We start from the raw sequence: 26,303 nt of genomic DNA on the forward strand, positions 1-26,303 counted from the left end.
TTAACAGGAGTCTTCAAGGTTATGTGGCAAACACCGCCTAATTTGGCTGAGTTAAACCAAGTGTGTGATAACACCTTGGTATCCCACTTGGGGATTTGCTTTACCGCATTTACTCAAGACTCATTGACTGCAACCATGCCTGTTGCAGCTATCACCTCGCAACCTTTTGGCTTGCTCCATGGCGGAGCCTCTGCAGTACTTGCAGAAACCTTAGGTAGCGTAGCTGGCAACCTGATGGTGCCAGAAGGACGTATTTGCGTGGGCCAAGACATCCATGCTAGCCATTTACGCAGTGTCTCAAAAGGCGAAGTGACAGGGGTGGCCAGTGCTATTCATATTGGTGGCCGCAGTCATGTTTGGGCTATTGATATTTATAATGAGCAGCAGCAATTGATTTGCAGTTCGCGGCTAACTTTAGCGGTGATCAAGCGGTCTTAAGTATTTGAAAACAAGCATTTTAGAAATCTCGCCAATTTAAGTAATAGCTGTATTCAATTCGCTGCTGAGTATCCAGGGTATGGTTGAATACGCTGCTTGGTTTAGCTTGACACTGGCTCTCGATGAACTCAGGCTCGGTCCAGCCTGTCATTCCTCCCAGATATTCGCGCACGTAGCCCCAATTGCCGCAAGACAAAATACTGTCAAACTGTTGCTCGCGCTGACACACTACGCAGGTTTCGAACATGACAATCATGTCCTCTCCCTCAGTGCCGTAAAAATCAGAGACGTAAGGGGTGTCATAGATTGCTACGGTTGATGCGCGCTTGACCGGTTTTGACCAAGGCTTGTCGCGGCTGTCTTTGGGGGTGAAGTGGTCGCCATAGCCGTGCTCAAGGGGCGCATTATCGTAAAAGGGTTCGTGAAAGTCGGGAGGCACGTCTACCTGCACTGCTTGCTCATTAGCAAGGTGGCGAATGTTAGTGCTTCTGATTTGTAAAATACGGTATTTATCACAACGAGCGAGGTTTTGCTGTTGCACACTGCCTTTTTGATTACTAAAAAAATGAATTTCTAAGCCTACACCGGTGGCGTTATCTTTCGGTATGTATGAGGCATTTTCTCGCCCTGAATGGTACCAAGGTTTAGAGAAGTCGAGCCTGCCAATGTCATGGCCTTGAAAAGTGACAGGGCAAGAGCGCGCTACAATGAGCGGGTTTGACCTTACATCGATAGTCACCAGCAATAAGCCGCCGTAACAAAGGGAAAGTACCCATAGTTTGCCAAGGTTTTGCACATTTGCCAGCATGAAACCACTCCACCAAGCGTGAATAACCTCAGTATAGTCAATAATGTGTCATCAATTTTTCATGTCAAAGTGGTAGGGAGGCGGGGAGCGGAGAAGATTGCTTATGAGCAGGCTCATAAGCAATGCAAATAGGTGATTTAGCCGTCTTTAAAACACACCCAAAGAGAGTGAACGATGGCTGGAAAAAACATTAAGAAACAAAGAATAATATTGATAATGAGGTGCTTGCCAGCGCCCGCTTTAAAGAAAACTGCAAGAGGTGGCAGAAGTAGTGACAAAATGATTAAAACAATTTTGTTGTCCATGATAGTCCTTTAAAAGATGATGAATAATCAAAGCTAGGTTAGCTGAAACTCTTTGCTCAGTCTGTAGTCATGGCGTTTTAATATGAATTATGAGAGTTAGCTTGAGAAAAATAACTCCAGCTTGTGTTTTGTTGTTATTGTTGCTGTTCTATTGACCGAAAACGGATAAGGAATTCTATGGTAATTATTTATGGCCAACGGCATGCTTTAACCCCCATTAAAGGCCTACTCTCAGATACTATTCATCATGTGATGCAGCAGGTTTTAGGGCTACCAGAGGGTAAACGCGCGCACCGGTTTATTAGCCTTGATAGCGATGATTTCTATTACCCCAGTGATCGCTCTGAGCGTTACACCGTGATTGAAGTTAATATGATGCAAGGGCGCTCTGTGGCAACAAAAAAGCGATTGATTAAGACTTTGTTTGAGTTAATAGAGCAAGAGGTGGGAATTGCGCCGATCGATGTTGAAATCACGCTACAAGAGCAACCAGAGCATTGCTGGGGCTTTCGCGGTATGACGGGCGATGAGGCTAAGTTAAACTACAGCATTAAGGTGTAGCAGGTCGGGTATCTATGAAAAAAGCCGAATCAGAATTCGGCTTTTATCATCATTGTTGCGTGTTAAAGCTTACGCAAATGCGTCTTGCAGTGGCGGTACGACTTGTTTTTTACGACTTAGCACGCCGTCTAACCATACCTTGCCGTCCGTTGGCGCTTTACCGTAAGCGCGCTCAATCAGGGTATCATCTTCACTGATTACCAAGACTTCTGAACCTTCTTTCATGATGTCAGTCAACAATAACATCATGGTGTGGCGCTCGCCTTCGTTTTTCATTGCTGCAATATCTGCGGCAAGCTCGGCCTTTATGTCATCAAATACAGCAAGGTCAATGACTTCTAGTTGGCCAATGCCGACTTTATTTCCGTTCATGTTAAAGTCTTTAAAGTCGCGCATCACAAGGTCACGAACAGGTGTGCCTTCTACAGCTGACTTCACTTTAAACATTTCCATGCCAAGGGCTTTGTAGTCTTCAATACCGGCAATTTCAGCCAGCGCTTCCACACATTTGATGTCGGCAGTAGTGCATGTTGGTGACTTAAAAATGACCGTATCACTTAAAATTGCACACATCATAATGCCGGCGATGTCTTTTGGAATTTCTACGTTATGGAAATCGTACATCATTTTGATGATGGTATTGCTACAGCCGACCGGCCTGATCCAACATTCTAGTGGTGTAGATGTCGTGAGATCACCCAGTTTGTGGTGGTCCACTATGCCCACTATGGTTGCTTGAGCAATATCATCAGGTGCTTGAGTGAGCTCTGAATGGTCCACAATGTATACATTTTCACCGGCGTAGCTTTCTTTAAATTCTGGTGCTTCGAAACCAAACTTGTCTAAGATAAAAGCGGTTTCTGGTGAAAGCTCTCCTAAACGGGAGGCAATTGCTGGCTCATCGATTTGGTTTTTTAAATAAGCTAGGGCAATTGCACCACAAATTGAATCAGAATCTGGGATCTTATGGCCCACCACATACATTGTCATTTTTGCTTCTCTCCTATAATTTTGCATAATTTTAACAAAGTTTAGCGCCAGAGGTGAAGCCTAATTTGGGCTCCAGGCAAGGGTTAAGGCTGATTAAGTTAGCGCTTTACTGTGGCAATGACGTGAAATCAGAGATAAGGCAGTGGCTTTTGACGATAGTTATCAGCGAGATTCAGCAACAGCAGCTCACTTTCCTCCATATTAAGGTTGAGGGTTGGTTGCGCGCTCGTGATTATGTGGCCGTAGGCGACTTACTTAATCATTGGCCGTATCGGTGCAATCAGCCTGCGCTAGCGATCGTTGATTGCCGTGGATTGACGGGGTGGCATTGGCGAGCGCTTTACTACGACTTGATCTTTTCTCTGCGTTATCGCCATTGTTTTGCGGGTTTTGTCGTACTGGGCAATCGGCGCTGGCAGCATTGGGGTTGTGGTGTATCGGCCATGATAATGGGCATGCCTATTCACTATTGTAATAGTGCTGCAAAGGCTTATCGTTTGATACACAGTTTAGCAAGTGGCCGAGATTGATCGACATAGCTGTTGTTGATGAAAAACTGCAACGACTAAAACTCAGATTTACCACACGGTATTTTTTATTTAAAGCCTTAACATTCTGTTATCCGCCTGATTTTGTGGTTCACGGCGACTTTTCAATTCCAGCAAAAGGACACTCCCGTGCCAGCACCTAAGTATCTTGATTTTATTGCCAAGTGCCTGCAGTTTTTACCTGCCGAGCGCGTTATTACCGAAGCAATGCACCGTTTCGCAGCCGGAACCGACGCCAGTTGCTATCGCTTAGTTCCTGAAGTCGTGTTGATCCTAGATAAAGAGGACGAATTACAGCAGGTATTGGCCCTTTGTCGAGACGCTAAGTTAGCCGTGACGTTTCGGGCCGCGGGCACCAGCTTATCAGGGCAAGCAATCAGTAACTCGGTACTGATTAAGTTAAGTTCTGCGTGGCGAGGTCATGAAATACTGGCAAATGGCGACAAGATTCGTTGTCAACCCGGCCTTATAGGCGCTCAAGTCAACCGAATTTTAGCCCCATATCAACGTAAAATAGGCCCAGATCCGGCGTCGATAAATACTTGTAAGATTGGCGGCATCGCTGCCAATAACTCCAGTGGCATGTGTTGTGGAACGGCGCAAAACTCTTACGCAACAGTGGCGGATATGCGCCTAGTACTGGCAGATGGCAGTGTGCTGGATACGGCATCACAAGACAGCATTGCTTGGTTTAAGTCTCATCACCGGCGATTACTCGACCAATTGGAAAGTCTAGCGTGCTCTACTCAGCAAGACAAAGACTTACGTGAGTTAATTAAGCATAAATACCGGCTCAAAAACACCACAGGATATAGCTTGAATGCGCTGACAGATTATCAAGACGGCATCGATATTCTTAAGCATCTAATGATAGGCTCGGAAGGGACCTTAGGTTTTATTTCTGACATTACCTATCACACGATAGCGCAAGCGCCTTTTAAAGCGAGCAGTTTGGTGGTGTTTGCAGATATTCGAACTAGCTGCCAAGCTGTGGCGCGCCTAGCCAATACTGAAGTAGCTGCCGTAGAGTTGATGGACTTCGCGAGTCTTCGCTCGGTTGCTTCGCAACCTGTGATAGCCAAGCACCTTGCTGCTATGCCAGAAGGGGCGGCGGCTTTGCTGCTCGAAGTTCATGGTGAAACTGAAGCGCAATTGAAGCAAGAGATGGCTTATATTAATGAGCAATTAGCGCCGTTTTCATTGGTTTGTGATATGGGGTTTAGCCAGGATGAGCGCCATTGTCAGCAGCTGTGGGATATTCGAAAAGGCTTATTCCCTGCAGTGGGTGCAGTGCGAGAAAAGGGAACCACGGTTATCATCGAAGACATTGCGGTAGCGGTTGAAAACCTGGCCGAGGCAACTTTATCGTTGCAGCAACTTTTGGCGCAATACGGTTACCAAGAAGCAATTATTTTTGGCCACGCTTTGGACGGTAACTTACATTTTGTATTTACCCAAGACTTTGGATCCCCGACGCAATTGCAGCGATATCAACTGCTAATGACTGACGTGGTGAAACTGGTGACAGTTGAACATCAAGGGTCGTTAAAAGCAGAGCATGGCACCGGTCGCAACATGGCACCGTTTGTAGAGCAGGAGTGGGGCCAACAAGCGCTTGCAATCATGTGGCAAATTAAACATTGGCTGGATCCTTTGGGTATCTTGAACCCGGATGTGGTATTGAGCCAGGACCCTAATATCCACTTGAAAAACCTAAAACTGATGCCCGCTGCGGCGGCGGAGGTAGACACTTGTATCGAGTGTGGTTTCTGTGAGCCGGCCTGTCCGTCCAAAGATTACAGTTTAACACCAAGGCAGCGGATCAGCGTTTATCGCCATGGCCAAACGTTAGCCGCAAGGGACGCAGAGCCTCAGCAGTTAGCTCAATGGCAACAAGCGTTCCAACACAGCGGAATTGACTCTTGCGCAGCGACAGGCATGTGCGCGCAGCAATGTCCTGTCGGCATTAATACCGGTGAACTTATACTTTCGCTGCGCCGGGCGCAGCTTAAACCGTGGCAACAAAAGTTGGCCTTGTGGAGCAGTGAACATATGGCAGGCATCACTGCATTGGCGCGCTCAAGCCTTGCCAGTCATGATAAAATGAAGCAATGGCTAGGCGCTAAAAATATCGCCCGGCTCAACCAAACTGGCCATCACCTTGCGCCTCAATTGATCCCAATTTTGCCTGCCACCTTACCAAAATCGCAACTTACGAAGCCCCAGTCACTGCTCAGCAAAGCAGTCAACGAGCCCCAACCTGAGCCTGCTTTCGTGTATTTGCCAAGCTGCCTCAATCGAACGTGCGCAGCAAATGGCAGTGGTGACAGTAGCCAACATACAGACACACACGATGGGCAAGACTTGATGTCTACGTTAACTGCTTTAATGACTAAGGCCGGTTTTAGGATTGTCATACCTGGGCAGGTAAATAGCCTGTGCTGTGGCCTCGCTTTTCACAGTAAAGGCGCGCAGCAAGCCCATCAAGTGAGCTTAGAGCAAACGACGACCGCTTTATTGCAAGCCAGTGAACAAGGGAAATGGCCGATTGTGATGGATGCTAGCCCTTGTGCTCAGCATCTTACAAAGTACCAACAAGCAGGCCTCACCATATTGGATGCAGCTGCATTTTGTGAACTCTACTTACCACAGCGGCTTGACTTTCATCCAATACCTGAACCCGTGATGTTGCACGTCACTTGCAGCAGCCAAAATATGGGCCAAGCGAACTTGCTACGCCAGTTATTGGCCCGCTGCGCGGAAGAAGTGATTGAGCCTGCGCAAATCAGTTGTTGCGGCTTCGCGGGCGATCGTGGCATTTGCGTGCCGGGTTTGAACCAAGCTGCCTTGGCTGATTTAGCTCAGCAAGTACCTAAGGGGTGCCAACGAGGCTACAGTAATAGTCGCAGCTGCGAGATAGGCCTGTCGTTACACAGTGGCATTGAGTATCAATCTGTGGTTTATTTGGTGAATCAAGTTACTACAGTAAAAAATACAAGAGCAGAACGCATTTATGGCCAAAAAACACCCGAATAAAAAGCAAAAAGTGTCTGATGAAGTGGTTACCGAGGCGATGCAAGTAGCAAAAGCAACTCAAAAACCTGGGCAGACCAAAGAGCAAACCAAGCTGATAGCGCAAGGGATCCAAAAAGGCATTGAAGAATATAAAAAGCGCCACAAAGAAAAAGCCAGGGAGTTAGACAAACAAAAGCGTAAATTACAGCAACAAAACACGGCATCAAAAGCTGCGGCGCCTGTGGCCAATGCAAAGCCAGAAACAGTGGCGAAGCCTAGTGCAAGCGCGGCTTTACCTTGGGCGTTATTAGGATTGAGTTGGACCGGTTTTTTACTATATATATTAATGATGTAAAGCAAGCTGTTTAAACTTGTCTATAGTCATATGAGGCATCTAAACAGGAGTGATTCCATGAAACAGCTTTTATCATTAAGCGCCGCAACGCTGCTTATCATAACCGTTAGCGCATGTTCTTCAGACACGCCAACTGAAACCGTTGGCATGAGTAATCCAGCCGCGCAATTTTGTGTTGACCAAGGTGGTAATATTGAGTACGAGCAGTCTGAAACAGGCGAAATGGGTATTTGTCATACTGTTAACGGTGAAGAGATAGAGCAGTGGGCGTATTATCGTCAAGCCAATCACCCCGTTGGTATGGCGAATCCTGCAGCAGTGTTTTGCATAGAGCAAGGTGGAGAATTGGTGAATGAGGACGATGGTACCGGTGTAGTCAACTTTTGCCAATTGCCGGATGGCAGTAAGCAAGAGCAGTGGGATTATTACCGCGCACAACACGCAATGTAATACATGGGTATCCGACTAAGGTATTAATAATATTGTTTTTTACAGATTGAAAAAGCGTCTATAGTTAATTTGACCATTTAATAAGGAGAACCTGAATGGCTAATAAACTACTTAAATCTGTTGCATTTTGTGCGTTATCTACATTGAGTTTTGGGGCCCTTGCGGGCATGGGCGATCCGGCTTCTAAGTTTTGTGAAGCACAAGGCGGAAAAATAGAGCACAAGCAATCTGAAACCGGTGATATGGGCATTTGTCATACTTCAGATGGACAACAAATAGAGGCTTGGACCTACTATCGCCATAACCACGTTGATTCAGCAAAGGCAGATAAGAAAGACGCAAAGAAAGCGAAGACAGGTATGAGTAATCCTGCGGCCTCTTTCTGTGAAGAGAAAGGCGGAAAAGTGGAGCACAAACAATCCCAGTCTGGTGACATGGGCATTTGTCATACTTCAACAGGCGAGCAAGTTGAAGTATGGACTTACTACCGTCATCATCACTAGGCGACGAGTCTTGATGTCTTAGAGCTTAGTTTAAGTGGCGTAGTAAGTGGTCACGCCACCTTTTACCTTCCATTTTATTGTAATAACTCGTGGTCGTCAGGCAACATTTTAGTGATCCACAAAATGAGCTTGTGTTTCATGTTTGGGCCATCTTCATGATGCGTCGCTAACGGCGTGATTTGTTTGTCTTGCACCAGTAGACGATAGACAACTTCCACTTTATCTTTTGATGAGGTTCCTTGATCTAGGCTCGAATAGCCTCTTTGTTTAGCATATTTTAAGCCTATCTCTAACGCTTTTTTTAATAACTGCGACTCGTTTTTCATTTTCTTCATGGCGCGGCTTACCTCTTATCTTATTGTTTTATCTCGTTATCAATAAGACTACAGGGAAAACAGGTGTTTTGCTTGTTTTGCTTGAATTTACCTTGGCGTGTTATCAAATTGTGACGGATATGAGGTGTTAATATTGCGCTGATTTGTTTTTTTTGTAGCGGTTTAAGCTAAAAAATAAATAAAACATCACTTTTAATGTGATTTGTGTCATATTTTTAGGGGGTGTTATACAATGCCGCGAATTTTGATTACGCCTATGTTGTTAGAAGGATGCTACTTATTATGAATCGCGTATTACTCAGTATGTTACTTTTGTTGCCGGCAACGGCTTGGTCTTCAGAAGTCAGTGATGAGCTGCTTAAACAACTCGATTGTTATGCACTGTCCGAAAGCAGCAGTAAAAAGAGTTTATATAAAAGCCAAGCGCGTCGCGTAGCCCGTGATTTAGCCATCGATAAAGAGCATTTAAAAGCGTTAATCAGCAACGCCGAAGAAAACATGGCCGGCATGAGCCGAGCAGACCGTCAATCGGTCTACAGTTACCGGTGTGAAGCCAGGTAAGCATTTTCTTAATACAAAAAAGCCCGCATTGTTGCGGGCTTTTTTGTGTCATGGCGGTTCGATCAAAATGACGTGCGTCGATAGGTACGATATTTAGGCGTCCAGAAGTTATCTTGCAGCGCTTTATCGATTACTTCATCAGCGATAGGTAATGCAACTTCATCAGCAATTGCTTGTTTTGCCACGGCTTTGGCGATAGCTTTACTGATAGCTTTGATTTGGCCTAACGGTGGCAACAGCGCTCCTAACGGTTTGTTATAGCCCATGGATGCATCAGCCAGTGCTTGACTGGCAGCCATGAGCATATTATCGGTAATATACTTCGCAGATACGGCTAATACTCCTAGGCCAATGCCAGGGAAGATATAACTATTGTTACACTGAGATATTTCGAAGTTGCGGGTTTGGTAGTGCACGTTGGCAAAAGGTGAGCCGGTGGCGACAATGGCTTTTCCTTGGCTCCAGTGAATTATGTCATGGGGCGTTGCTTCCACCCGAGAGGTTGGATTGGATAGCGGCAATACAATGGGTTGCGCGGTATTCTTACACATGGCTTCCACTACTTGTTGCGTGAACAAGCCAGGTTGACCGCTGACGCCAATTAGCACCGTAATTTTACCATGCTCAACCACGTCTTCCAGGCCATAATGATTTGCCTCTGGCCAGCTTTCCAGTTGCTTCGATGCTTGAACTAGGGGTTGTTGGAAGCTCTGTAAATTAGGCATCTGGTCCGTTAATAGTCCATACCTGTCAACCATAAATACGCGTTCTCGGGCTGCTTGCTCCGTTAAGCCTTCGCGTTGCATCTGCTTAATAATATGCTCGGCAATGCCGCAGCCGGCAGAGCCTGCGCCTAAAAATGCGATGCGTTGCTGACTTAACTTTTCTCCTTTATTTTGGCTGGCTGCGATCAAGGTGCCAACAGAGACTGCGGCTGTGCCTTGGATATCATCGTTAAAGCAGCACAACTGTTGACGGTATTGTTGCAATAGCGGAGTAGCATTAGTTTGAGCAAAGTCTTCAAATTGCAACAAGACTTCTGGCCAACGGCGTTTTACCGCCTGCATAAATTGATCAACAAATTCGTTATATTGCTCACCAGTAATGCGTGGATGACGCCAGCCCATGTACATAGGATCTGCCAATAACTGGCTATTATTGGTGCCTGCGTCTAACAGTATTGGCAGGGTATACGCGGGGCTAATACCACCACACGCGGTATAAAGAGACAGCTTACCAATAGGAATACCCATGCCACCGATACCTTGGTCACCTAAGCCAAGAATGCGCTCTCCGTCGGTGACCACTATCACTTTTACATTTTGTTTGGTTGCATTTTCGAGCATGTCATCAATCTTATCCCGTTCAGGGTATGAGATGAATAGGCCCCGTTTACGGCGATAAATTTTAGAAAATTGTTCACACGCTGCGCCCACTGTTGGGGTGTAAATAAGCGGCATGATTTCTTCTAAGTGATTGTCGATTAAACGATGAAACAAGGTTTCATTCGTATCTTGAATATTTCTTAAATAGATGTGTTTATCTAAGTCAGATTGAAACGATGACAACTGTTGGTATGCACGTTTCGCTTGTTCTTCGATCGTCTCGATATTATGGGGCAGCAAACCGGTTAAATTAAAACTGTCACGCTCTTGTTGGGAAAAGGCGCTGCCTTTATTTAGTAATGGGGTTTCAAGTAACGCCGGGCCGGCGAATGGAATATACAAGGGTCGTTGAAACGGCATAAGTTCTCTTTGGTGATTACGATAACAAAAGGGCTGGGCCCTATGATTAATGTCTCAGCTTATTGTGACTGCTTTGTGACCAAATAAAAATCAGTGAGATCATGATTTTGGTTTTATTTCTGCAGATCTTAACCTGTTATGGCCTACTTTAGCACGGTCAGATAAATGCAAGCTGAACAAGCGGAGCAAGAAGCCTATGTTTAAGTGTCAACGATATATCATCTTGGTTATATCTGCTACTCGGTTTGCTTAATTGCTCAGCGGGTAGGCTTTGTTAGGATAAAGCCATCTTAACGACGCGGAGAAAAACGATGAACGGTATAACTCAACAACAATCTAGGTGGTTTTTATTGGTCGCTTTTGTTACCGCTGCATTCTCAATATTTAGCGCGGTACTGATGACCGAGCCGGGTCAAAGTCTTAACTTACCAAGGCAGTGGGTCGTAGCATACTACCAATACCGATGGTTATTCATTGGCGTCAATTTAGCGCTTTTGGGATACCTGTGGTACTTACACCAACAGTTTGGGATTTGGAGCAAAGTAAGAATGCTCCTAGCTTCCACGGGAGTAGTGACATGTATTATCGCGGCTAACTTTTTATTGGCACTCTTTTTCCCTTCTTATCAGTACGACGCTAATTATGTATCAGTGAGTCAAGCGGATAAGGTTTTGCAGCACGATGACACCATTTATGCCGTGGAGATTAATGGTGAGGTAAGGGGATACCCAAGAGAGCACCTTGAAATCCCGCACATTGCAGGCGACACCATAGGTGGAACAGACGTAGTGATGACTTTTTGTGCCCTGAGCAACCTGCCGGTGGTGATTGAGCAAGACATAGGCCACGGTCAATCTGATTTGGGTATCTTGATTCAAACCCATAACAACTTGGTGATGGTAGACAGGCGCTCTGGTGAATTGGTTCAGCAAATTAATATGCAATCTGAGTTTGATGAGACGCATATTAAGGTGCACCCAAACACCATGATGACATGGGAAAACTTTAAAGATATCTACCCTGAAGGTGAAGTATTTATTTATGAGTTTGAACGCAAGGTTGACACCCTGCTACTGGCTATTTTTGATAAGCCAATGCAACGTCAATTTAGCGAAGAGCACGGCCCTATTTTTCCTACTTTAGATATGCAAGACGATAGAGTCGGTTTTAAGGAGCAAGTATGGGGATTGGAGCTGGGCCAGGAGCAAATCGCTTTTACTCGTGAGTTTGCACAACAAAACCCACGTTATGAATTTGAAATGAACCAGCAGCCTATGATGATGGTGTACGATGAGCAACGAGATATTTTAAACGTGTTTTCATTGCTTAAAGGTGGCGAAACGGTTTCAGTCGAAAGTGTTGATGTTCAAGGCTACTCAGATCAAGGAAGGTTAGAGCAAGTGCCGATGCACAATGGCGTATTCTGGATGATATGGTCGCACTGGTACCCAGACACTGAGCTGATGGGATAATCAACAAAGCATAATCAAAAAGCGCAGCTTATGCTGCGCTTTTTTCGTTGGTCTTTAGCCGTTACGGTTTTGCTCTTTGCGTGTTACCCAGTTGTTTAAACACTTGCTTGATTTCTCGCTCGAGCCAGAGGAATTTCGCTGATTTAAAGTAGTTATTATTAAAGTTGAGTGAATACTCTATGGTCATCGGCTGTTGCTTGTGCTCAAATCGAACAAATTTAAATGCGCTTTGATCTAGGCCGACAAAGGCGCTTTCTGGCGCAATGCAAATAGTATCGGGTTGCTCATTCAGGTATTGCAAAATGGTACTTAACTGCTGGCTTCTGAATTTAGGATTGAGTTGAATATTATTTTCAAAAAGATTCTGCATTTTCATATATTGGGCGTTATATTCTGGCACAATCAGGCCAGCCAAAGGATAATTCAGCAATTCATTGACACTGATGCTACCTAACTCGCCAAGCGGGTGGCAGTGATGATAAATGCCACCTATGTGGCTGGTGGCTATGTGCACTTGGCGTAATTCTTTCGATACTTCAATAGGGTAAAAGCTGATTCCAGCGTCGACTTCACCGGTTAATAACTGACCATCAGTTGCTGGGCTATAACTATGAAGCTCAAGGGCTAACTCGGGGGCTTTGGCCATGATCGCCGCGCAAATGGCATAGCCGTGGCTATCTAATAAGTAGCCGTTAATGGCTAAGCGAAATTTTCCCGTTAGCTGGTCAGGGCAAAAGTGCTCGCCTTGTAGAGTGGTCTCAAGTAAGGCCAAGATTTTAGGTAGCTGCTGAGCCAAGGTTTGGGCTTTGTCAGTCAGTTTTAAGCCGCGAGCTTGGCGCACAAATAAAGGATCATCAAAGCTTTCGCGAATTTTCGCCAAGGAGCGACTGACTGCGGGCTGACTCACGCCAAGGCGCTCAGCAGCCTTGGCAGTGTTTTTCTCTTGCAACAAGACGCGCAAAGTTTTTAACAGATTTAAATCAAATTCGTTTAGATTCATACAAGGTAACCTTAGCTAACGTCCTGTTTAATCTTAAACATTTTTAATTTAACTCGCCAATGAATTACTTAGCTGAGGGTATGCTTGCAATAGATCGTTGAGATATTGCGCGACCAGGTGTCTGTGGCTGTCAATGAAAAAATGTCCGCCACTAAATTGATAGAGTTGCATCGGCGCTTTGAAATGGGCTTGCCACTGAGTCAGTTGATCATAGGGTACGCTCGCATCGCCTTCCCCCCCAAGTACGACTAATGCAGCAGTAAATGATTCTAATTGCTGGGCTTGATGATTTTCAACCATGGTAAAGTCGGCTCTTAGCATCGGAGTGAAAAGTGCCATCAGCTCGTTATCTTGGGCGACTTCTGGCGGGGTGCCACCGATGCGTTTAATTTTTTCAATGAACTCAGTTTCTGGCAATAGGTGGATGGGATTGTGGGTATTTTTAAGGTGTGGCCCACGACTGCCTGATGCGATAAATAGCTCGGGAGTAGGGTAACCGTGTTGTTGCAGTAAGCGGTAAAGTTCGAACGCTACTCGGCTGCCAAAACTGTGGCCAAAAAATGCGAATGGCTTATCCAATAATGGCTTTATGTCGCGGGCTAAATCTTTGACCAATTTGGTCATATTTGTATAACTAGGCTCATGGTGCCTGATGCCGCGACCCGGCAGTTGTAACGCCACCATTTCAATGTGTTCTGGTAGTTGACTGGCCAGCTTGGTGAAAGTGGCCGTACTGCCCCCGGCATAGGGAAAACAAATGAGTCGCATCTCTGCGTGGGGTCTGCGTTGTGGAAATGTAAACCAAGCTTTGTTCATGCTTCGCTCCTTGAAAATAGTGTTGTGTGATTAAGGTTGTTTAACGCCGTGCGGTTCGGCGTTAGAAAGTAACTTTAATGAGACGACAGATTGCGCTGTTAGCGGCGAAATACTGCCCATATTTCGAGTCATAGGCAGCAATAGCCCCAGCACGGCAGCCAAAGCAATGACAACGCCGGCGCCATGGAGTACGGTGTAAGTATCCATGTGTGAAACTAACCAGCCCGCCAGTGTGCCGGATACGGGGATGAGCCCTAGAATACAAAACATGAGTAAAGCCATTACGCGGCCCATAAAGTCAGCCTGAGTACGCTGTTGAAACCAGGTCGTGCCGGCCACCATGATAAAGCCTGCGCAAAGGCCCATCGTCAGCAGGCAAGTCACAACTGCCCCAAGCAGGTGACTCGTTTGCGCTAAAGTAATAAGCATGAGACCTGACACACCATCGCATATTAATACCCACCAGCCGAGTCGGTGCGGGGAAGGCTTGGTAAACACTGCAATACCCGCGCCTAACAGCGTGCCTAAACCTGTCATCGCATACAAGGTGCCGTAGCCTGCTTCCGACAGCCCTAGATGTACTTTGCTGATGATAGGTAAGGTGGCTAAAATGGCGCCGTGCATAAAAAAAGAAATTAACATTAAGTAGCCAAGTACGAGACGAATGCCCTTGTCATACCAGCAATATTGAATTCCTTTCACGACTAAATTTGTCACGCTACCGTTGGCTTTAGGCTGCTCTCGCGTTTGAATGTTGAGTAATAAGATTAAAGATAAACTGACCAACAACGCATCAATGATAAAAGCGATAGCCAGGCTTTGCTGTTCGTTTATCGCGGAGCTAAAAAGCCATGCGCGAACTGCCCAAATAATCCAGCCTGCCATCAGCGGCCCTAACATCATAGCAACTTGGTTGGTTGCCATTAATATGCCATTGCCAGCGGCTAACTCTTTGGGTTTACACAGCGCGGGTAATAAAGCTTGTGATGCGGGTATGCCAAACGCGCTTAAGGTACCAAGAGCGATGCCAAACCCGCATAGCAAGCCAATGGCTGTGAATTGCAAATAGACACACGCTGCCAGCATGAACATCACAATGACAAAACAGGCTCGGGAAAAAAATAGTAGCTTTAATGGGGAGCTGCGATCAGCTAAAGCGCCACCAAATAAAATGAGCAAGCTGTGCGGTAAACTGAAACTAGCCATCACGAGTGACATTTGAAAAGCATCATTATTGGTTTGCTGCAACACTAGCCAAGGTAAAGCCAGTAGGGTGAAAAAACCCCCGAGCTGAGCACAACTGCTTCCGAGCCAGTGCAGAACAAAGTTTTGATTAGAAAATATAGCCATATATTACTCAGTGAAAACGCGGGCCTAAGCCCGCTGATATTAATTAAAGGGAAGCGTCACACGAGCCGATGGCTTGCCAGACGTCCCATTGACCTGAGTGTGCCGGCCACTCTGCATAGGTCCACCACTTCGCTTGATATTGCACGCCGTTTAGCTGCACCAAGTCACCTTGTTGGTAGGATTGTTTGCTTTGCCATTGCGGCAAGCTGTGACAGGGCTGTTTGATTGCGCCATACCAAGTTGTCGAAACGAGAGGCCAATTTTCTATCGTTAAAATATCATCGATATGAGGGATCACTGTTGCTTTGTCTTCATCGCTCCAGTGACGTTCTTGGGCTTGGTGGCAGGTTTGACAGGTACTGGTCTTGCCTCCCCATTTTTTCGTTTTAACAAAGAAAAAGTTAGGGTCGTCACTTGGATCGTCGTTGTGATATAACGCGGCAATGGCGTCTAGGTTATCTACCCGGTGTTGCCAAGCTTCTTGACCCAGAGTCCAGTTATTAAATTCCAGTTGTGGGGCGTATTGCCATTGCAATAAGTTACGCGCATCTTCTAAAGCACCGAGCTTAGTCAGGTAATCGACATAACCGACTATCATGCCAAGGATGTTAAAAGAAAATCGCGGCCTATCCATGCACGTTCTGATTTCAGGACAGTTTGTTGAAAGAGCCGTGCCCCATGCAAAAAAGCCTTCCATAAATTTGTCATTTGCTTCGAAGAAATCTAACCCCACGGTAAATGCATGAAATAAAGGATGAATTTCTCGCCATAAACGGTGCTCGTCGGTCAGAGCGGAAATGGCGTCTTGATCTTGGTGAACTCGTGCTAACCAGCCTCGGTCCAATACAGATAAGCCGCCAAGAATAGGGGCTAAACGAAAGCGATCATTTGCGGGGTCTTGAAGCCAGTTTTGCTCCATTTGTTGGGCGCGGTCTATTGTGTGCTTGGAGAAGTAACTCGCGATGACAAAGTTATGCAAGATACTTGGGTCATCAAAGTCTGTTTCACCTCCGATCCAAGTATTACTGGCTTTGATCAAAAAGCCGGTGAAGACGTTTGTCGGATCATTAACAAAATCATCCAGTAACGCAGCAGCCACTTGAAAGCGTTCACCTTCTTGATAATTGAATGTGTTGTAGAAATCTAGATGCGCTTGATGGTCTTCGTTGTAGGTGATGGCCTTTTCTAAATTGAAATAACGATTAAGCTTTTTTTCGTTGCGGTTTTTTAAGCGTTCTGTCCAAGGTTCAGTGGCGTACAGATCATCGACTCGGTTTAAAAAATAGTCAGCTAGAATACTGTTTTTTAATTGCGTACCAGAAACATTTCGACGCTTTAATAATGAATCTTGTAAATAATAAAAGGCGAGAAACTGAGCCAAAACTTTATCATCAGGCTTGTCCAGGTAGGCGGTGAGAACTCGAAATTCGAACTCACTGAGGACGAATTGAGTACTTCTTGGAATCGCTGTTTGGTAGCTTGAAAGGTGATCAAGTTGTGCTTGTAACGAGTTTGGAGAAGGTATCTCACCTGTGATCGCGGGGTGTGCGGCAAAGCGAGCAAGCACTTTATCACTGACGGAGATGTGACTGTCAGCTAAGAAATGTTTGCCGTTATCAGTCAGTGGCATAGGCTCGTTTTGTGCGTAAGCTTGAGCACCTGCTCCCAGTAGCGCAGCACAGACTGCAGCTTTAATTATATTTTTCACAATCATCCTTAATTAATATCAAGTGAAGTAGTAGGAGTGTTAATGCACTCCTACGTGATGTTGGGCAACATTGCCCAATGACGGTAACTGCAGATATAACAGTCTGTTATGTCATCCCCGTCGTTAACAAACTGGCGAGATTAATCCAGCAAGTTTGAAAAAGTATCGAGCACATCGAGGTAAGTGTTGATAACGTCTTGTATCGTAGACTCTTGGTAGTGGCTGCCTTCGTATTCCACTGCTAAGACTAAGTGCTCGCCATGCTCTATGATTCGAAACCAATTCCAGCGGCTCAGCTGTTTACCTTGAGCGCGAGCATATCGCCATTGTTGACTGGTGACCGCATCGTGCCACTCGGGTGGGATTTTGGCATGAGTATCAACGGCAAAAGCAAAAGACGTCGCCCGATTGATAGCACTTTCCCCCTGTATTAATTCCCCGGATGAGACTCCTGAAGGTACAAATTCACGATAATCCAGGCTTTGATGTTTACTTATATTTAGACTGTCGATAGCGACATCTTTTGCGGTGTCTAATAAGTTCTGTTCGGTATTTGTCGCTAAGAGAACAAGGTCAGCAAATGCGCCAACTAGATGCTCTGTTCCTGCAACGTGCCTACCCGATAAAATCATGCCGATACTCGGATTGGATTGGCGCAGTATTTTGCTAACCATGTGGGCCAAAGCACTGAACAGCAGGTGATTCAGTGTGATGGAGTGTTGGCTGGCCAGTTGCCTGATGTTAACAGAACGACTCGCGCCTAAACCAAGGTAAATACTGTGCCTTTCTGACGCGGTATTTTCTGCTGCAGCTTTGTCATGGGGTAAGCGAGCGGGGTGGTATTTGTGCGCGTAATCTTGCCAGAAATCGCGTGCTTTTTGATATTCCTGAGTGCCAGGGTATTGTTCAATTAACCAAGTTTGGTAATCAGCATAATTAAATGCTAAAGGTGTGAGACTGATTGTTTGTTGTTGATACAAGCTTTGATATATCGCATTGAAATCGCGATTTAAAATAACAGTCGACAAGCCATCAGCAAAGGCATGCTCTTGAGTAATCAGTAGCGCAAATTGATTATTTTCATCTAGCAGCACCTCCGTCAAGGTAGGGGATTGTGAGAATTGGTGCAGCTTTTGACCTGTAGCAAATACCTTGTCGGCGCGACTCTCGTTAATCAGGGCTTCATAGCTATAATGCTCAAGAGCGCCCTTGATTGGACGGGTTTGGAATTCCGGTTGCAAAAAGCTTGGCAAATGCAGCATCAGTTTCCCTTGCTGAAGTTCAACTTTTGCAGACAAGGCACAATGGCGTTGCCATAATAGTTTTAATGCTGCAGACATATGCCCTAAGTCAAAAGGTAAGTCACTTGGAATAAGTGCTTGCACCATTGATAAATGTTGCCCCATATCTATGTCGTGCCAATGAAACTTAATGAGCGATGGTGCATGAAGGATGTCTTTGCTTGAATGTGTTATCTGATATTGTTGCTGGGCAATTTGAACTTGGGGTTGAGTTTCGATGGTTTGCGCCTGTTGCGACAGGCGTTGCACGTTTAAGAAAGTACTCGCTTCTAGTTCACAATTAAATACCTCGCGAACTTGGTGCATTAACTTTATGAGCGCCAAAGAGTCACCTCCAAGCAAGAAGAACTCATCATCTCGGCTTACAGCGTTGTTCTCTATCTCAAGTATTTCAGCCCATATTTGACTTAGCTTGGTTTCTACTTCTCCACGAGGTGAAGAAAATACGGCTGTTTTTGCAATTTGAATTGGCCTTTCAATCAGCGCTTTTCGATCAATTTTGCCATTGGCTGTTAATGGCATTGCTTCTAATGCTTGAAACGCTGAGGGTATCATATGGCGAGGCAAGCTATTGGCCAGATACTGGCTTAGCGCAGTGGCAGCAAGGTTTGGCTGATTGTGATGCTGAGGGAGATAATAACAAACCAATTTGTTAGGCTCGCCCACCGCAACAACAATCGCTTCTTTAACCCCTGAGTGTCGACACAATTGTGATTCGATCTCGCCAAGTTCAATGCGAAAGCCGCGGATCTTGATTTGTTGATCTATACGGCCTTGCAAAATTAGCTCACCTCGCTCATTCCAGCTCGCGAGATCACCCGTAGCGTAGAGTTTTTCGCTTAGGCCATCCGTAAATGGATTCAGGACATATTTATTTTGGGTGAGTTCGGCTCTATTGTAGTATTCAGTCGCCAGTCCGTGCCCCCCAATGTAGAGCTCACCAAGTACGCCAATCGGGAGCTTTTTCATCTTACTATCTAGGATATAAAAGCTAGTATTTGCGATGGGCCCGCCAACCGAGGTGGGGGAGTTAAGGTTGAGCCGTGAAACAGAAGACCAAACCGTTGTTTCGGTCGGTCCATACATATTCCATAACGCCAATGAGTGTTGTGCTAACAGTGCTTGTTTTAGGCTATCTGGCATAGGCTCGCCACCACACATGGCTTTAAAGGGGCGATTTATTTGCCAATTAGCATCAAGCAGCATTTTCCACGTGGCGGGAGTGGCTTGCATCATGGTGATGCCATGTTCAGTGATCATCTTTATCAAACGTTCAGGATGGAGGCTGTCGCTACGGCCCGCGATGACAATTTTCGCACCAACAATGAGGGGTAAAAATAACTCCAAGGTATGAATGTCAAAAGAAATAGAAGTGACCGCGAGCAATGAATCTTGAGCTGAAATACCGGGTTTTTGAGACATAGCAAATAAAAAGTTACACAAACCTTTATGCGATATCACTACGCCTTTGGGCTTCCCAGTGGAGCCGGACGTATAAATGATGTAGGCACTATCTTGTGCCGACACTTGCGCCTTGAATGAGTGTCCTTGAAAACGGGTCAAATCCAGCTTATCGATAGCAAGCGTGAGTTGCTGAGCTTGGCCAAAATTGAGGTTGAGATGCGAGTGGGTCAAAATGAGGTCTGACTCACTGTCTTGTACCATGTATTTCAGGCGTTCAATCGGATAGGCGGGATCCAGTGGAACATAAGCCGCGCCAGCTTTCATTATTGCAATCAAAGCGATCAGCATGTCAGGGCTTCGCTCTAATGCCACGGCAATGCGTTGACCTTTTCCAAAACCATGATGGTTAAAATAGCTTGCTAATGCATCGCTGCGACGATTAAGTTCATCATAACGGATGTTTTCTTGCTCACCGATTACGGCATTATCGTGTGGCCGAATACTGACTTGTTTTGAGAAGGCCGATAACCAGTTAGTGCTAGGCCAAGATTGCTGAGTCTTATTCCAATTTTGTAGCTTTTGATGCTCTTCCATGCTGATGACTGAAATATCACCGAGTGTTTGAGTAGGCTCGGAGATGATTTGCGTAAGCACATGTGTGAGCTGAGAGAGTAATTGTTGTCCTTTAGAGTAACTAAAGAGTGAGCTAGAAAAATTGAGCTTTAACTTTAAATCTTGGCCAGGGTTTATCGTTAAGGTTAAATCGAAATTAGTTTGCTCATCGGCGTTAATGTTGCTTAATTCAAATGCTTGCCCTTGACTGTTTAATTCGACAAATGCATCACTGAGCGGGTAATTTTCATAAATGAGTAAAGACTGAAGGCTCAACTCTGGCCCATGGACGTTGGTCTTTAAAATGTCTTTTAAGGGCAAGAAACTGTGCTGGTGACGCTGCTGGGCCTGTTGATGATGTTGCTGTAACCAATCGGTTAAACACCAATCCTCTTGATAGTTTAATACCACAGGCAGGCTATTAATAAATAGCCCAACCATTTGCTCAACGTGTTCAAGCTCAGGAGGTCTGCCCGCGACGGTTTCTGCGAAAACTAGCGTGTCAACTTGGCTATGCTGCTGCAATAAAAGGGCCCAAGCGCCTTGCAAAACCGTGTTGACCGTCACGTTCGATTGTTGAGCATATTGCGATAACTTCGCCAAATCTGTGAATTGAGTCTCCACAACATGTTGTTGATTTATGGTGGCTAAATCAGAGCTTTTTGGGCATGAAGGAAAATGACTGTTATGACGCCACTGCTCAAGCTCTTGATTCCAAAAGTGGCGGGCCTTGGCGTAATCTTGTTGTGCCAACCAAGTAATATAGCCTTTGTAAGGCGCGAGTTGACTTGAGAAAGCGCTGCTTTGCAACTTGGCTTTGTATCCTTGCATGACGGCGCCAAAGACCAAAGGCATCGACCAGCCATCAAGTAAAGCGTGATGATTGGTCCAAAGTAGGCGATAACTGTGATGCGCTAACTTGGCCACGGTCAAACGCATAAGTGGCGCTTCGTCAGGACGAAAACCTCGAGCTTTATCTTGCTGTCGATATTGCTCAAATGCTTGGGTTTGCTCAGAGGCGTTTAAATTTGAGAAATCCACTTCAGACCATGGCAGAGCCACATCACTGAGTACCATTTGCAGTTGATTATCAGCCACAAATTGGGTCCTGAAAATGGCTTGCTCGGCAAAAACTTCGCGCCATGCATCCGCAAAGACTGCGCAATCAAATTGACCCGTTAAATCCAAATAGATTTGGCTAACGTAGGCACTGGCATCTACGGCGCTATGAAATAACATGCCTTGCTGCATACCGGTCGCCGGATATACATCTTGCATATTGGGGTGTTGTTGGCTTAGCGCATCTAGTTTATCTTGGGTGAGTTGGCTTAGAGGAACGTCACTGGGTGTTAGGCTCTCTGTGTGCGTTTGCAGGCAGCAGTGGATAATATCTTGCAAACTTTGTTGAAAGTGACCAAGTAGCTGGTCGACCTCAGCAGTTGAAAAATGAGAGTCTGCGTAATCTAATCGAATCGAGAGCTGGCCATGGGCGACCAAACTATTTAGCCCCATCGCAAATGGTCGCGGTCTTTGGTCACCTTCTTGCGGCCCCAAATCCAATTGCTGAGGAATAAACGCTGATGTTTGATCAAAACTGCTATCAAACTGGCCTAGGTAGTTGAACACCAACGCCGGTTGTTGTGTGGTAGCCAGTTCGCCTGCTTGTTGCAGTAGTAAATAGCCTTGGCCTTGCTGCGGTACCTGACGTAATTGCTCTTTGACCGTTTTGATCAGCGAGGCTAATTGGCGAAAGCTCTGTTGGCTTGCTTGAATATTAAGCGGGTATAAACTGGTAAACCAACCCAAGGTTTCGCTAATGTCTAGTTTAGGGTTTTGATGTTCTCTACCATGACTCTCCAACGCCAATGGCAAAGATGTTAGGCCTTGCCAGCGATGCATGGCTAATAGCAAGGCGCTCAGCAATAAATCTGGCGTTTGTGTATTAAAGGTGTGATTGCTTTTTTCAATCAAGCTTTCCGTCAGGCTAGCGCTCAGCTGAGTCTGCGCTTGCTTCGTTTCACCGACACAGGCAGGGGCTAGTTCGCTAAATGGTTGTGGTAAGGGTACTTGTTGCTTTTGCCAAAACGGTATTTGCTGTTTTAACTCGGGTAAACCCTGTTGTAAATGTTGACTCCACTCTTGCAAAGACGATGTTTTAGGGCCCAAGGTAATGGTGTCATTCTGTTGCAATTGTTGCCAAGCCGTAGCGATGTCTTGAAATAATATGCGCCAAGAAACGCCGTCTATCACTAGGTGATGGATCACCAGTAACAAGTAAGAGTTTTGAGCGTTATCTCTGATCACGCTCGCCCGCACTAAGTCTCCTTTTGAAAGTGTAAGTTGGGTTTGACAAAGGCTGGCGTACTCTTGGATAGCCGCTGCGTCTGGTAAGTTGATTTGTGTGACTTGCGACTGAATATGACCTGTGTCAACTGACTGGTATTGGCCATACCATTGGCCTTGTTGAGGTTGAAATTGCAGCCTGAGCGCGTCGTGCTTTTGATACAAGGCGGTCATGATGGCGACTAATTTTGCTTGGTCTAACGTTGCGGGGCAGCGTAATAAAAAACTTTGATTATAGTGATTGACTTGGACCGCAGACTGATTGAAGAAATACTGCTGAATGGGCAGAAGAGGCTGTTCACCTTCACTGTCGTGCTGTGAAATTTGTACTTGCTGTTGTGTGCTAGCCGCTTCAGCAAGCCCACGAATAGTTTGTGTTTCAAACACCGTTTGGGTGGTAAAATGCAATCCCATTTTGGCGGCTTGAGCGACTAACTGTATCGCTAAAATGGAGTCTCCACCTAATTCAAAAAAGCTATCAGTGACACTGATTGGATCGCGTTTTAACAAGCGTTGCCACAGTAAGCAGAGAGAGTGCTCTTTGTCCGTGGCTGCGGGCTCAATGATGGCCTGCGTACAACCCTCGATGTCTGGCAATGCTTTACGATCGAGTTTGCCATTGGGAGTCAAAGGTAAGCGCTTCAGTTGAACCATGGCGCTAGGCACCATGTAGGCTGGTAAGTATTGGCTAAGTTGATGCTTGATAAAATTAACATCAAGGTCATCATGTATGCTGGACTGTTGTCCCACAAGGTACGCTAATAGTCGTTTAGGTTCGCCTTGCGCCAGTACCGCCACTTCTTTAACGCCAGGCATGGCTAATAATTGGGTTTCTATTTCGCCGAGTTCAACCCGAAAACCCCGAATCTTTACTTGATGATCAATTCTGCCTGCAAACACCAAATCCCCTGCGGGGGTTTGATAAACCAAATCACCGGTTTTGTACAAGGTAGAGTCAGACACCGTGGCACAAGCTATAAAACGTTCAGCGGTCAATTCCGGTTGATGCAAATAACCGTCAGCTAAGCCCACTCCGCTGATATAAAGTTCGCCAGTGACGCCGATTGGAACAGGTTGCATAAATGGGTCGAGTACAAAAGTGCTTAAGTTAGCAATAGGTTTACCAATATGCAGTTCTGATTGGTCAGGCTGGAAAGTACCTATGGTGGTACAAACCGTGCTTTCACTGGGCCCATACGCATTATAAAAGCATCGTTGATGTGCCCACTTTTCTGCTTGAGCGCGAGAAACCGCTTCACCTGCAACAACCAAGTGTTGCACGCTATGCCATTGCTCGATAGGTAAGTGAGGCAATAATACCGGAGGCAATGTAGCGTGAGTGATTTGTTGCTCCGCCACTAAGGAAGACAATAACTCTGCAGATTTGACAACGCTTTCATCGCACATGTGCAAGCTCGCGCCATGGCTCAATGCCATGACCCATTCCCACGTAGCCGCGTCGAAGGCGATAGACGCAAATTGTAAAACGCGCGACTGAGGTGTGACTTGCAAGGCTTGTTGCTGCGCACTGGCTAAGTTGATTAAACCATTATGGGCCAATTTTACACCCTTGGGTTTACCCGTTGAACCTGAGGTGTAAATCACATAGGCACAATCCGTTGCCACAGTGTTGGCGGTAAAGTTGCAGCCAGCATTATCAGGCAGGTGTGCTAAGTGAGAGATTAGCTCGTGCCAGTCAATCACGGTTGTGGTTGCAGTTGGTGGCGTCGGCATCGCACTTTTTGTCGTCAGCATCAGCTTCGCTTGGCTGTGAGACAGTATGTACTGCACCCGCTCTTGCGGGTAATGAGGGTCGACTGGCAAGTAGGCTGCGCCCAGTTTGAGTGTTGCAAGAATGGCAATCAACAAGTTTGGGCCACGTTGCAAAGAGATGGCAACCAAATCGCCTTGGCCTACGCCTTGTTGACTCAGGTAAAAAGCGACTACGTTCGCTTGACGGTTGAGTTCGCCGTAGCTTAATTCGACGGTCGCTAGGGTATTATCGTGATGGACTAAAGCGCAGGCTGCCGGCGCTTGTTGGCTCCAACGTTCAAATAATCTGACGACGTTGTTGACGGCGATTACCGGAGCCTGGGTTTGATTCCACTGATCGAGATTAAAGGCGTCTTGAGGTAAAAGTATGTGATGTTGACTGAGCGGGGCTTGGGGCGCAGCAACTGCCGCGCGCACTAATTGCTCAAAAATCTGACTCCATCGTTCGATAGTATTGGCATTGAATAAGCCTGAGTTGTACTCCCATTGGCACATTAATCCGGCGTCTGTTGGCGTCAGGTTCAGCGTCAGGTCAAACTTGGAAAAAGCACAATCAATGGCCAAAGGTGAAGCGTGGATATCCCCAAGTTGCCATTCACTTTGCTGGGCATTTTGCAGCGACAACATCACTTGAAAGAGAGGGTTTATATTGTTTTCTCGCGGAAAATCGAGGGTCTCTAACAGTACGTCGTAGGGGGTTTGTTGATGGTTGTAGGCTGCCAGCAAGGTTTGTTTAGATTGTGCCAGTGACTGTTCGAGATTAAGCGTTAAGTCGACTTGGTTTCGTAACACTAAGTTGTTGATGAAAAAACCGACCAAGGGCGCTAATTGGCTTCGCTCACGGTTAGCAATAGGGGTTCCGATAACGATGTCTTGTTGCCCAGAGAGCCTAGCCAAAAGGCAACTAAACAAGGCATTAAGTGCCATGAATAAAGTGGCGCCTTGTTTTTGGCACACTTGTTCTAACAGTCTGACTAACGATTTTGGCAATAGGGTTTGGTGGGTGCAGCCGGTACCGTCATGGTTCTCCTTACGGGCAAAATCTAATGGTAAGTTATGACAAGGTGGTAGGTCAGCCAGTTGCGTTTGCCAATAGTTAAGGTGTTGCTGCGCGGCTTCTGTTTGATTGAAGTCGCGCTGCCACAGAGCATAATCGGCATATTCTATTTCGTGTTCGGGCAGGGCTTTAAGCGATAGCTTATCATTGCAGGCGGCTTGATAGTGCTGGCTCAGTTCATTGACCAATACCGATAAAGACCAGGCATCCGCGGCAATGTGGTGTAAAGTCAACAGCAACACACTTTGCTTGCTTTGTATGATCAATTGAGCCCGAAGCATGGCGTCACGGGCTAAGTCAAAGCGTTTAGCGGCTTCTTGCCGTGCTAGCTGTATCGTGTTGTGTTGTTGTTCTTGGTGAGATTGTGCCGTTAAGTCTATTTCTGCTAAATGGCACTCAATAGGCGCAGTGACCACTGCTTGGCCTCTTCCTTCGTTGTCTTTACGAAACACGGTGCGAAGCACCTGATGACGCGCAAGCATCGCTGTTAAACTCGCTTGTAATGCGTTCTTGTTGACGTCCCCTTGTAGCTGAAGGGCCAGAGGCATATTAAATTGGCCGTGATCTTGACCTAATTCGCTGGCCAGCCACAGGCGCTGCTGAGCAAAAGACATGGGGTAGCCAAGTTGGCCACAATGGTTGACTGTCAATGGCTGTTTACGGATATTCAATGCCATTTCGGTTTGTTGCTTTTGCTGTTGTTTTTGTTCAAGTAATTTTTTAAGTAAGGCGCGTTTTTTTGCCAGCGCGAGTTCACTGGTGCTTGGTTGACTCATGTTATGTTCCTACATTCTTGGCAGCTCACCCGCTGAGGTTGCACTCAGCGGGTATGTCATTTTTAATAGAGCTTGCC

Annotated in this window: 19 protein-coding genes; 9 read left to right on the top strand and 10 right to left on the bottom strand. The window is 46.0% G+C overall.

Features of this window, described 5'->3' with window-relative positions; all coding sequences use genetic code 11:
- Window positions 1–21 precede the first annotated feature (21 nt).
- Complete coding sequence (locus D1Z90_RS07485) at window positions 22–438, top strand: hotdog fold thioesterase (protein WP_119910133.1); 417 nt, start codon at window positions 22–24, stop codon at window positions 436–438.
- Between the two features lie 19 nt (window positions 439–457).
- Here the strand turns inward: D1Z90_RS07485 and D1Z90_RS07490 are convergent, their stop codons facing one another.
- Together D1Z90_RS07490 and D1Z90_RS07495 are read right to left on the bottom strand one after the other, a co-directional pair.
- On the bottom strand, window positions 458–1,246 hold the full coding sequence (locus D1Z90_RS07490) for a hypothetical protein (RefSeq protein WP_198419071.1): 789 nt from the start codon (window positions 1,244–1,246) through the stop codon (window positions 458–460).
- Window positions 1,247–1,383: 137 nt separating this feature from the next.
- On the bottom strand, window positions 1,384–1,551 hold the full coding sequence (locus D1Z90_RS07495; protein ID WP_119910134.1) for a YqaE/Pmp3 family membrane protein: 168 nt from the start codon (window positions 1,549–1,551) through the stop codon (window positions 1,384–1,386).
- Between the two features lie 177 nt (window positions 1,552–1,728).
- On the opposite strand from D1Z90_RS07495, the gene D1Z90_RS07500 reads away from it, so the two are divergent.
- On the top strand, window positions 1,729–2,112 hold the full coding sequence (locus D1Z90_RS07500; RefSeq protein WP_119910135.1) for a tautomerase family protein: 384 nt from the start codon (window positions 1,729–1,731) through the stop codon (window positions 2,110–2,112).
- 69 nt (window positions 2,113–2,181) lie between these two features.
- On the opposite strand, the gene D1Z90_RS07505 is transcribed toward D1Z90_RS07500, so the two are convergent.
- Window positions 2,182–3,102: a manganese-dependent inorganic pyrophosphatase gene (locus tag D1Z90_RS07505; protein ID WP_119910136.1), complete on the bottom strand. Its 921-nt coding sequence runs from the start codon at window positions 3,100–3,102 to the stop codon at window positions 2,182–2,184.
- 149 nt (window positions 3,103–3,251) lie between these two features.
- On the opposite strand from D1Z90_RS07505, the gene D1Z90_RS07510 reads away from it, so the two are divergent.
- The 5 genes from D1Z90_RS07510 (at window position 3,252) to D1Z90_RS07530 (ending at window position 7,973) form a co-directional block, all read left to right on the top strand.
- Window positions 3,252–3,632 carry an STAS/SEC14 domain-containing protein gene (locus D1Z90_RS07510; protein ID WP_147378740.1) on the top strand — a complete coding sequence of 127 codons (381 nt, stop codon included), beginning with the start codon at window positions 3,252–3,254 and terminating at the stop codon, window positions 3,630–3,632.
- Window positions 3,633–3,779: 147 nt separating this feature from the next.
- Window positions 3,780–6,686 carry an FAD-binding and (Fe-S)-binding domain-containing protein gene (locus D1Z90_RS07515; protein ID WP_232525217.1) on the top strand — a complete coding sequence of 969 codons (2,907 nt, stop codon included), beginning with the start codon at window positions 3,780–3,782 and terminating at the stop codon, window positions 6,684–6,686.
- On the top strand, window positions 6,664–7,020 hold the full coding sequence (locus D1Z90_RS07520; RefSeq protein WP_119910138.1) for a DUF2956 domain-containing protein: 357 nt from the start codon (window positions 6,664–6,666) through the stop codon (window positions 7,018–7,020). Before D1Z90_RS07515 ends, D1Z90_RS07520 begins: the two co-directional genes overlap by 23 nt.
- Window positions 7,021–7,077: 57 nt before the next feature.
- Complete coding sequence (locus tag D1Z90_RS21500) at window positions 7,078–7,470, top strand: putative hemolysin (RefSeq protein ID WP_198419072.1); 393 nt, start codon at window positions 7,078–7,080, stop codon at window positions 7,468–7,470.
- A 95-nt stretch (window positions 7,471–7,565) separates the two neighbouring features.
- Window positions 7,566–7,973 (top strand): putative hemolysin, encoded by a 408-nt coding sequence (locus D1Z90_RS07530; RefSeq protein ID WP_119910140.1) that lies wholly within the window; start codon window positions 7,566–7,568, stop codon window positions 7,971–7,973.
- 74 nt (window positions 7,974–8,047) lie between these two features.
- Here the strand turns inward: D1Z90_RS07530 and D1Z90_RS07535 are convergent, their stop codons facing one another.
- Window positions 8,048–8,308: a DUF5062 family protein gene (locus tag D1Z90_RS07535; protein WP_119910141.1), complete on the bottom strand. Its 261-nt coding sequence runs from the start codon at window positions 8,306–8,308 to the stop codon at window positions 8,048–8,050.
- Between the two features lie 282 nt (window positions 8,309–8,590).
- On the opposite strand from D1Z90_RS07535, the gene D1Z90_RS07540 reads away from it, so the two are divergent.
- A complete protein-coding gene (locus D1Z90_RS07540) occupies window positions 8,591–8,869 on the top strand; it encodes a hypothetical protein (RefSeq protein ID WP_119910142.1) in 279 nt (92 codons plus the stop codon).
- 62 nt (window positions 8,870–8,931) lie between these two features.
- Here D1Z90_RS07540 and D1Z90_RS07545 read toward each other — a convergent pair whose 3' ends face one another.
- Window positions 8,932–10,614: an NAD-dependent malic enzyme gene (locus D1Z90_RS07545; RefSeq protein WP_119910143.1), complete on the bottom strand. Its 1,683-nt coding sequence runs from the start codon at window positions 10,612–10,614 to the stop codon at window positions 8,932–8,934.
- A 311-nt stretch (window positions 10,615–10,925) separates the two neighbouring features.
- Between D1Z90_RS07545 and D1Z90_RS07550 the strand changes: the two genes are divergently transcribed.
- Window positions 10,926–12,086, top strand: coding sequence for a DUF3179 domain-containing (seleno)protein (locus D1Z90_RS07550; RefSeq protein ID WP_119910144.1), 1,161 nt, complete (start codon window positions 10,926–10,928; stop codon window positions 12,084–12,086).
- A gap of 61 nt (window positions 12,087–12,147) precedes the next feature.
- On the opposite strand, the gene D1Z90_RS07555 is transcribed toward D1Z90_RS07550, so the two are convergent.
- From D1Z90_RS07555 to D1Z90_RS07575, 5 genes are all read right to left on the bottom strand, one after another.
- Window positions 12,148–13,086, bottom strand: a complete 939-nt coding sequence (locus D1Z90_RS07555) for a LysR family transcriptional regulator (protein ID WP_119910145.1) — start codon at window positions 13,084–13,086, stop codon at window positions 12,148–12,150.
- A 48-nt stretch (window positions 13,087–13,134) separates the two neighbouring features.
- On the bottom strand, window positions 13,135–13,902 hold the full coding sequence (locus tag D1Z90_RS07560) for a thioesterase II family protein (RefSeq protein WP_119910146.1): 768 nt from the start codon (window positions 13,900–13,902) through the stop codon (window positions 13,135–13,137).
- Between the two features lie 30 nt (window positions 13,903–13,932).
- Complete coding sequence (locus D1Z90_RS07565) at window positions 13,933–15,252, bottom strand: MFS transporter (RefSeq protein WP_119910147.1); 1,320 nt, start codon at window positions 15,250–15,252, stop codon at window positions 13,933–13,935.
- 43 nt (window positions 15,253–15,295) lie between these two features.
- Window positions 15,296–16,960, bottom strand: a complete 1,665-nt coding sequence (locus D1Z90_RS07570) for a carbohydrate-binding protein (RefSeq protein ID WP_158587076.1) — start codon at window positions 16,958–16,960, stop codon at window positions 15,296–15,298.
- Between the two features lie 140 nt (window positions 16,961–17,100).
- Window positions 17,101–26,226 (bottom strand): non-ribosomal peptide synthetase, encoded by a 9,126-nt coding sequence (locus D1Z90_RS07575; RefSeq protein ID WP_119910149.1) that lies wholly within the window; start codon window positions 26,224–26,226, stop codon window positions 17,101–17,103.
- Between the last annotated feature and the right edge of the window lie 77 nt (window positions 26,227–26,303).

The organism is Motilimonas pumila, from assembly GCF_003596335.1.
Taxonomy (GTDB): Bacteria; Pseudomonadota; Gammaproteobacteria; order Enterobacterales; family CBDFNC01; genus Motilimonas; species Motilimonas pumila.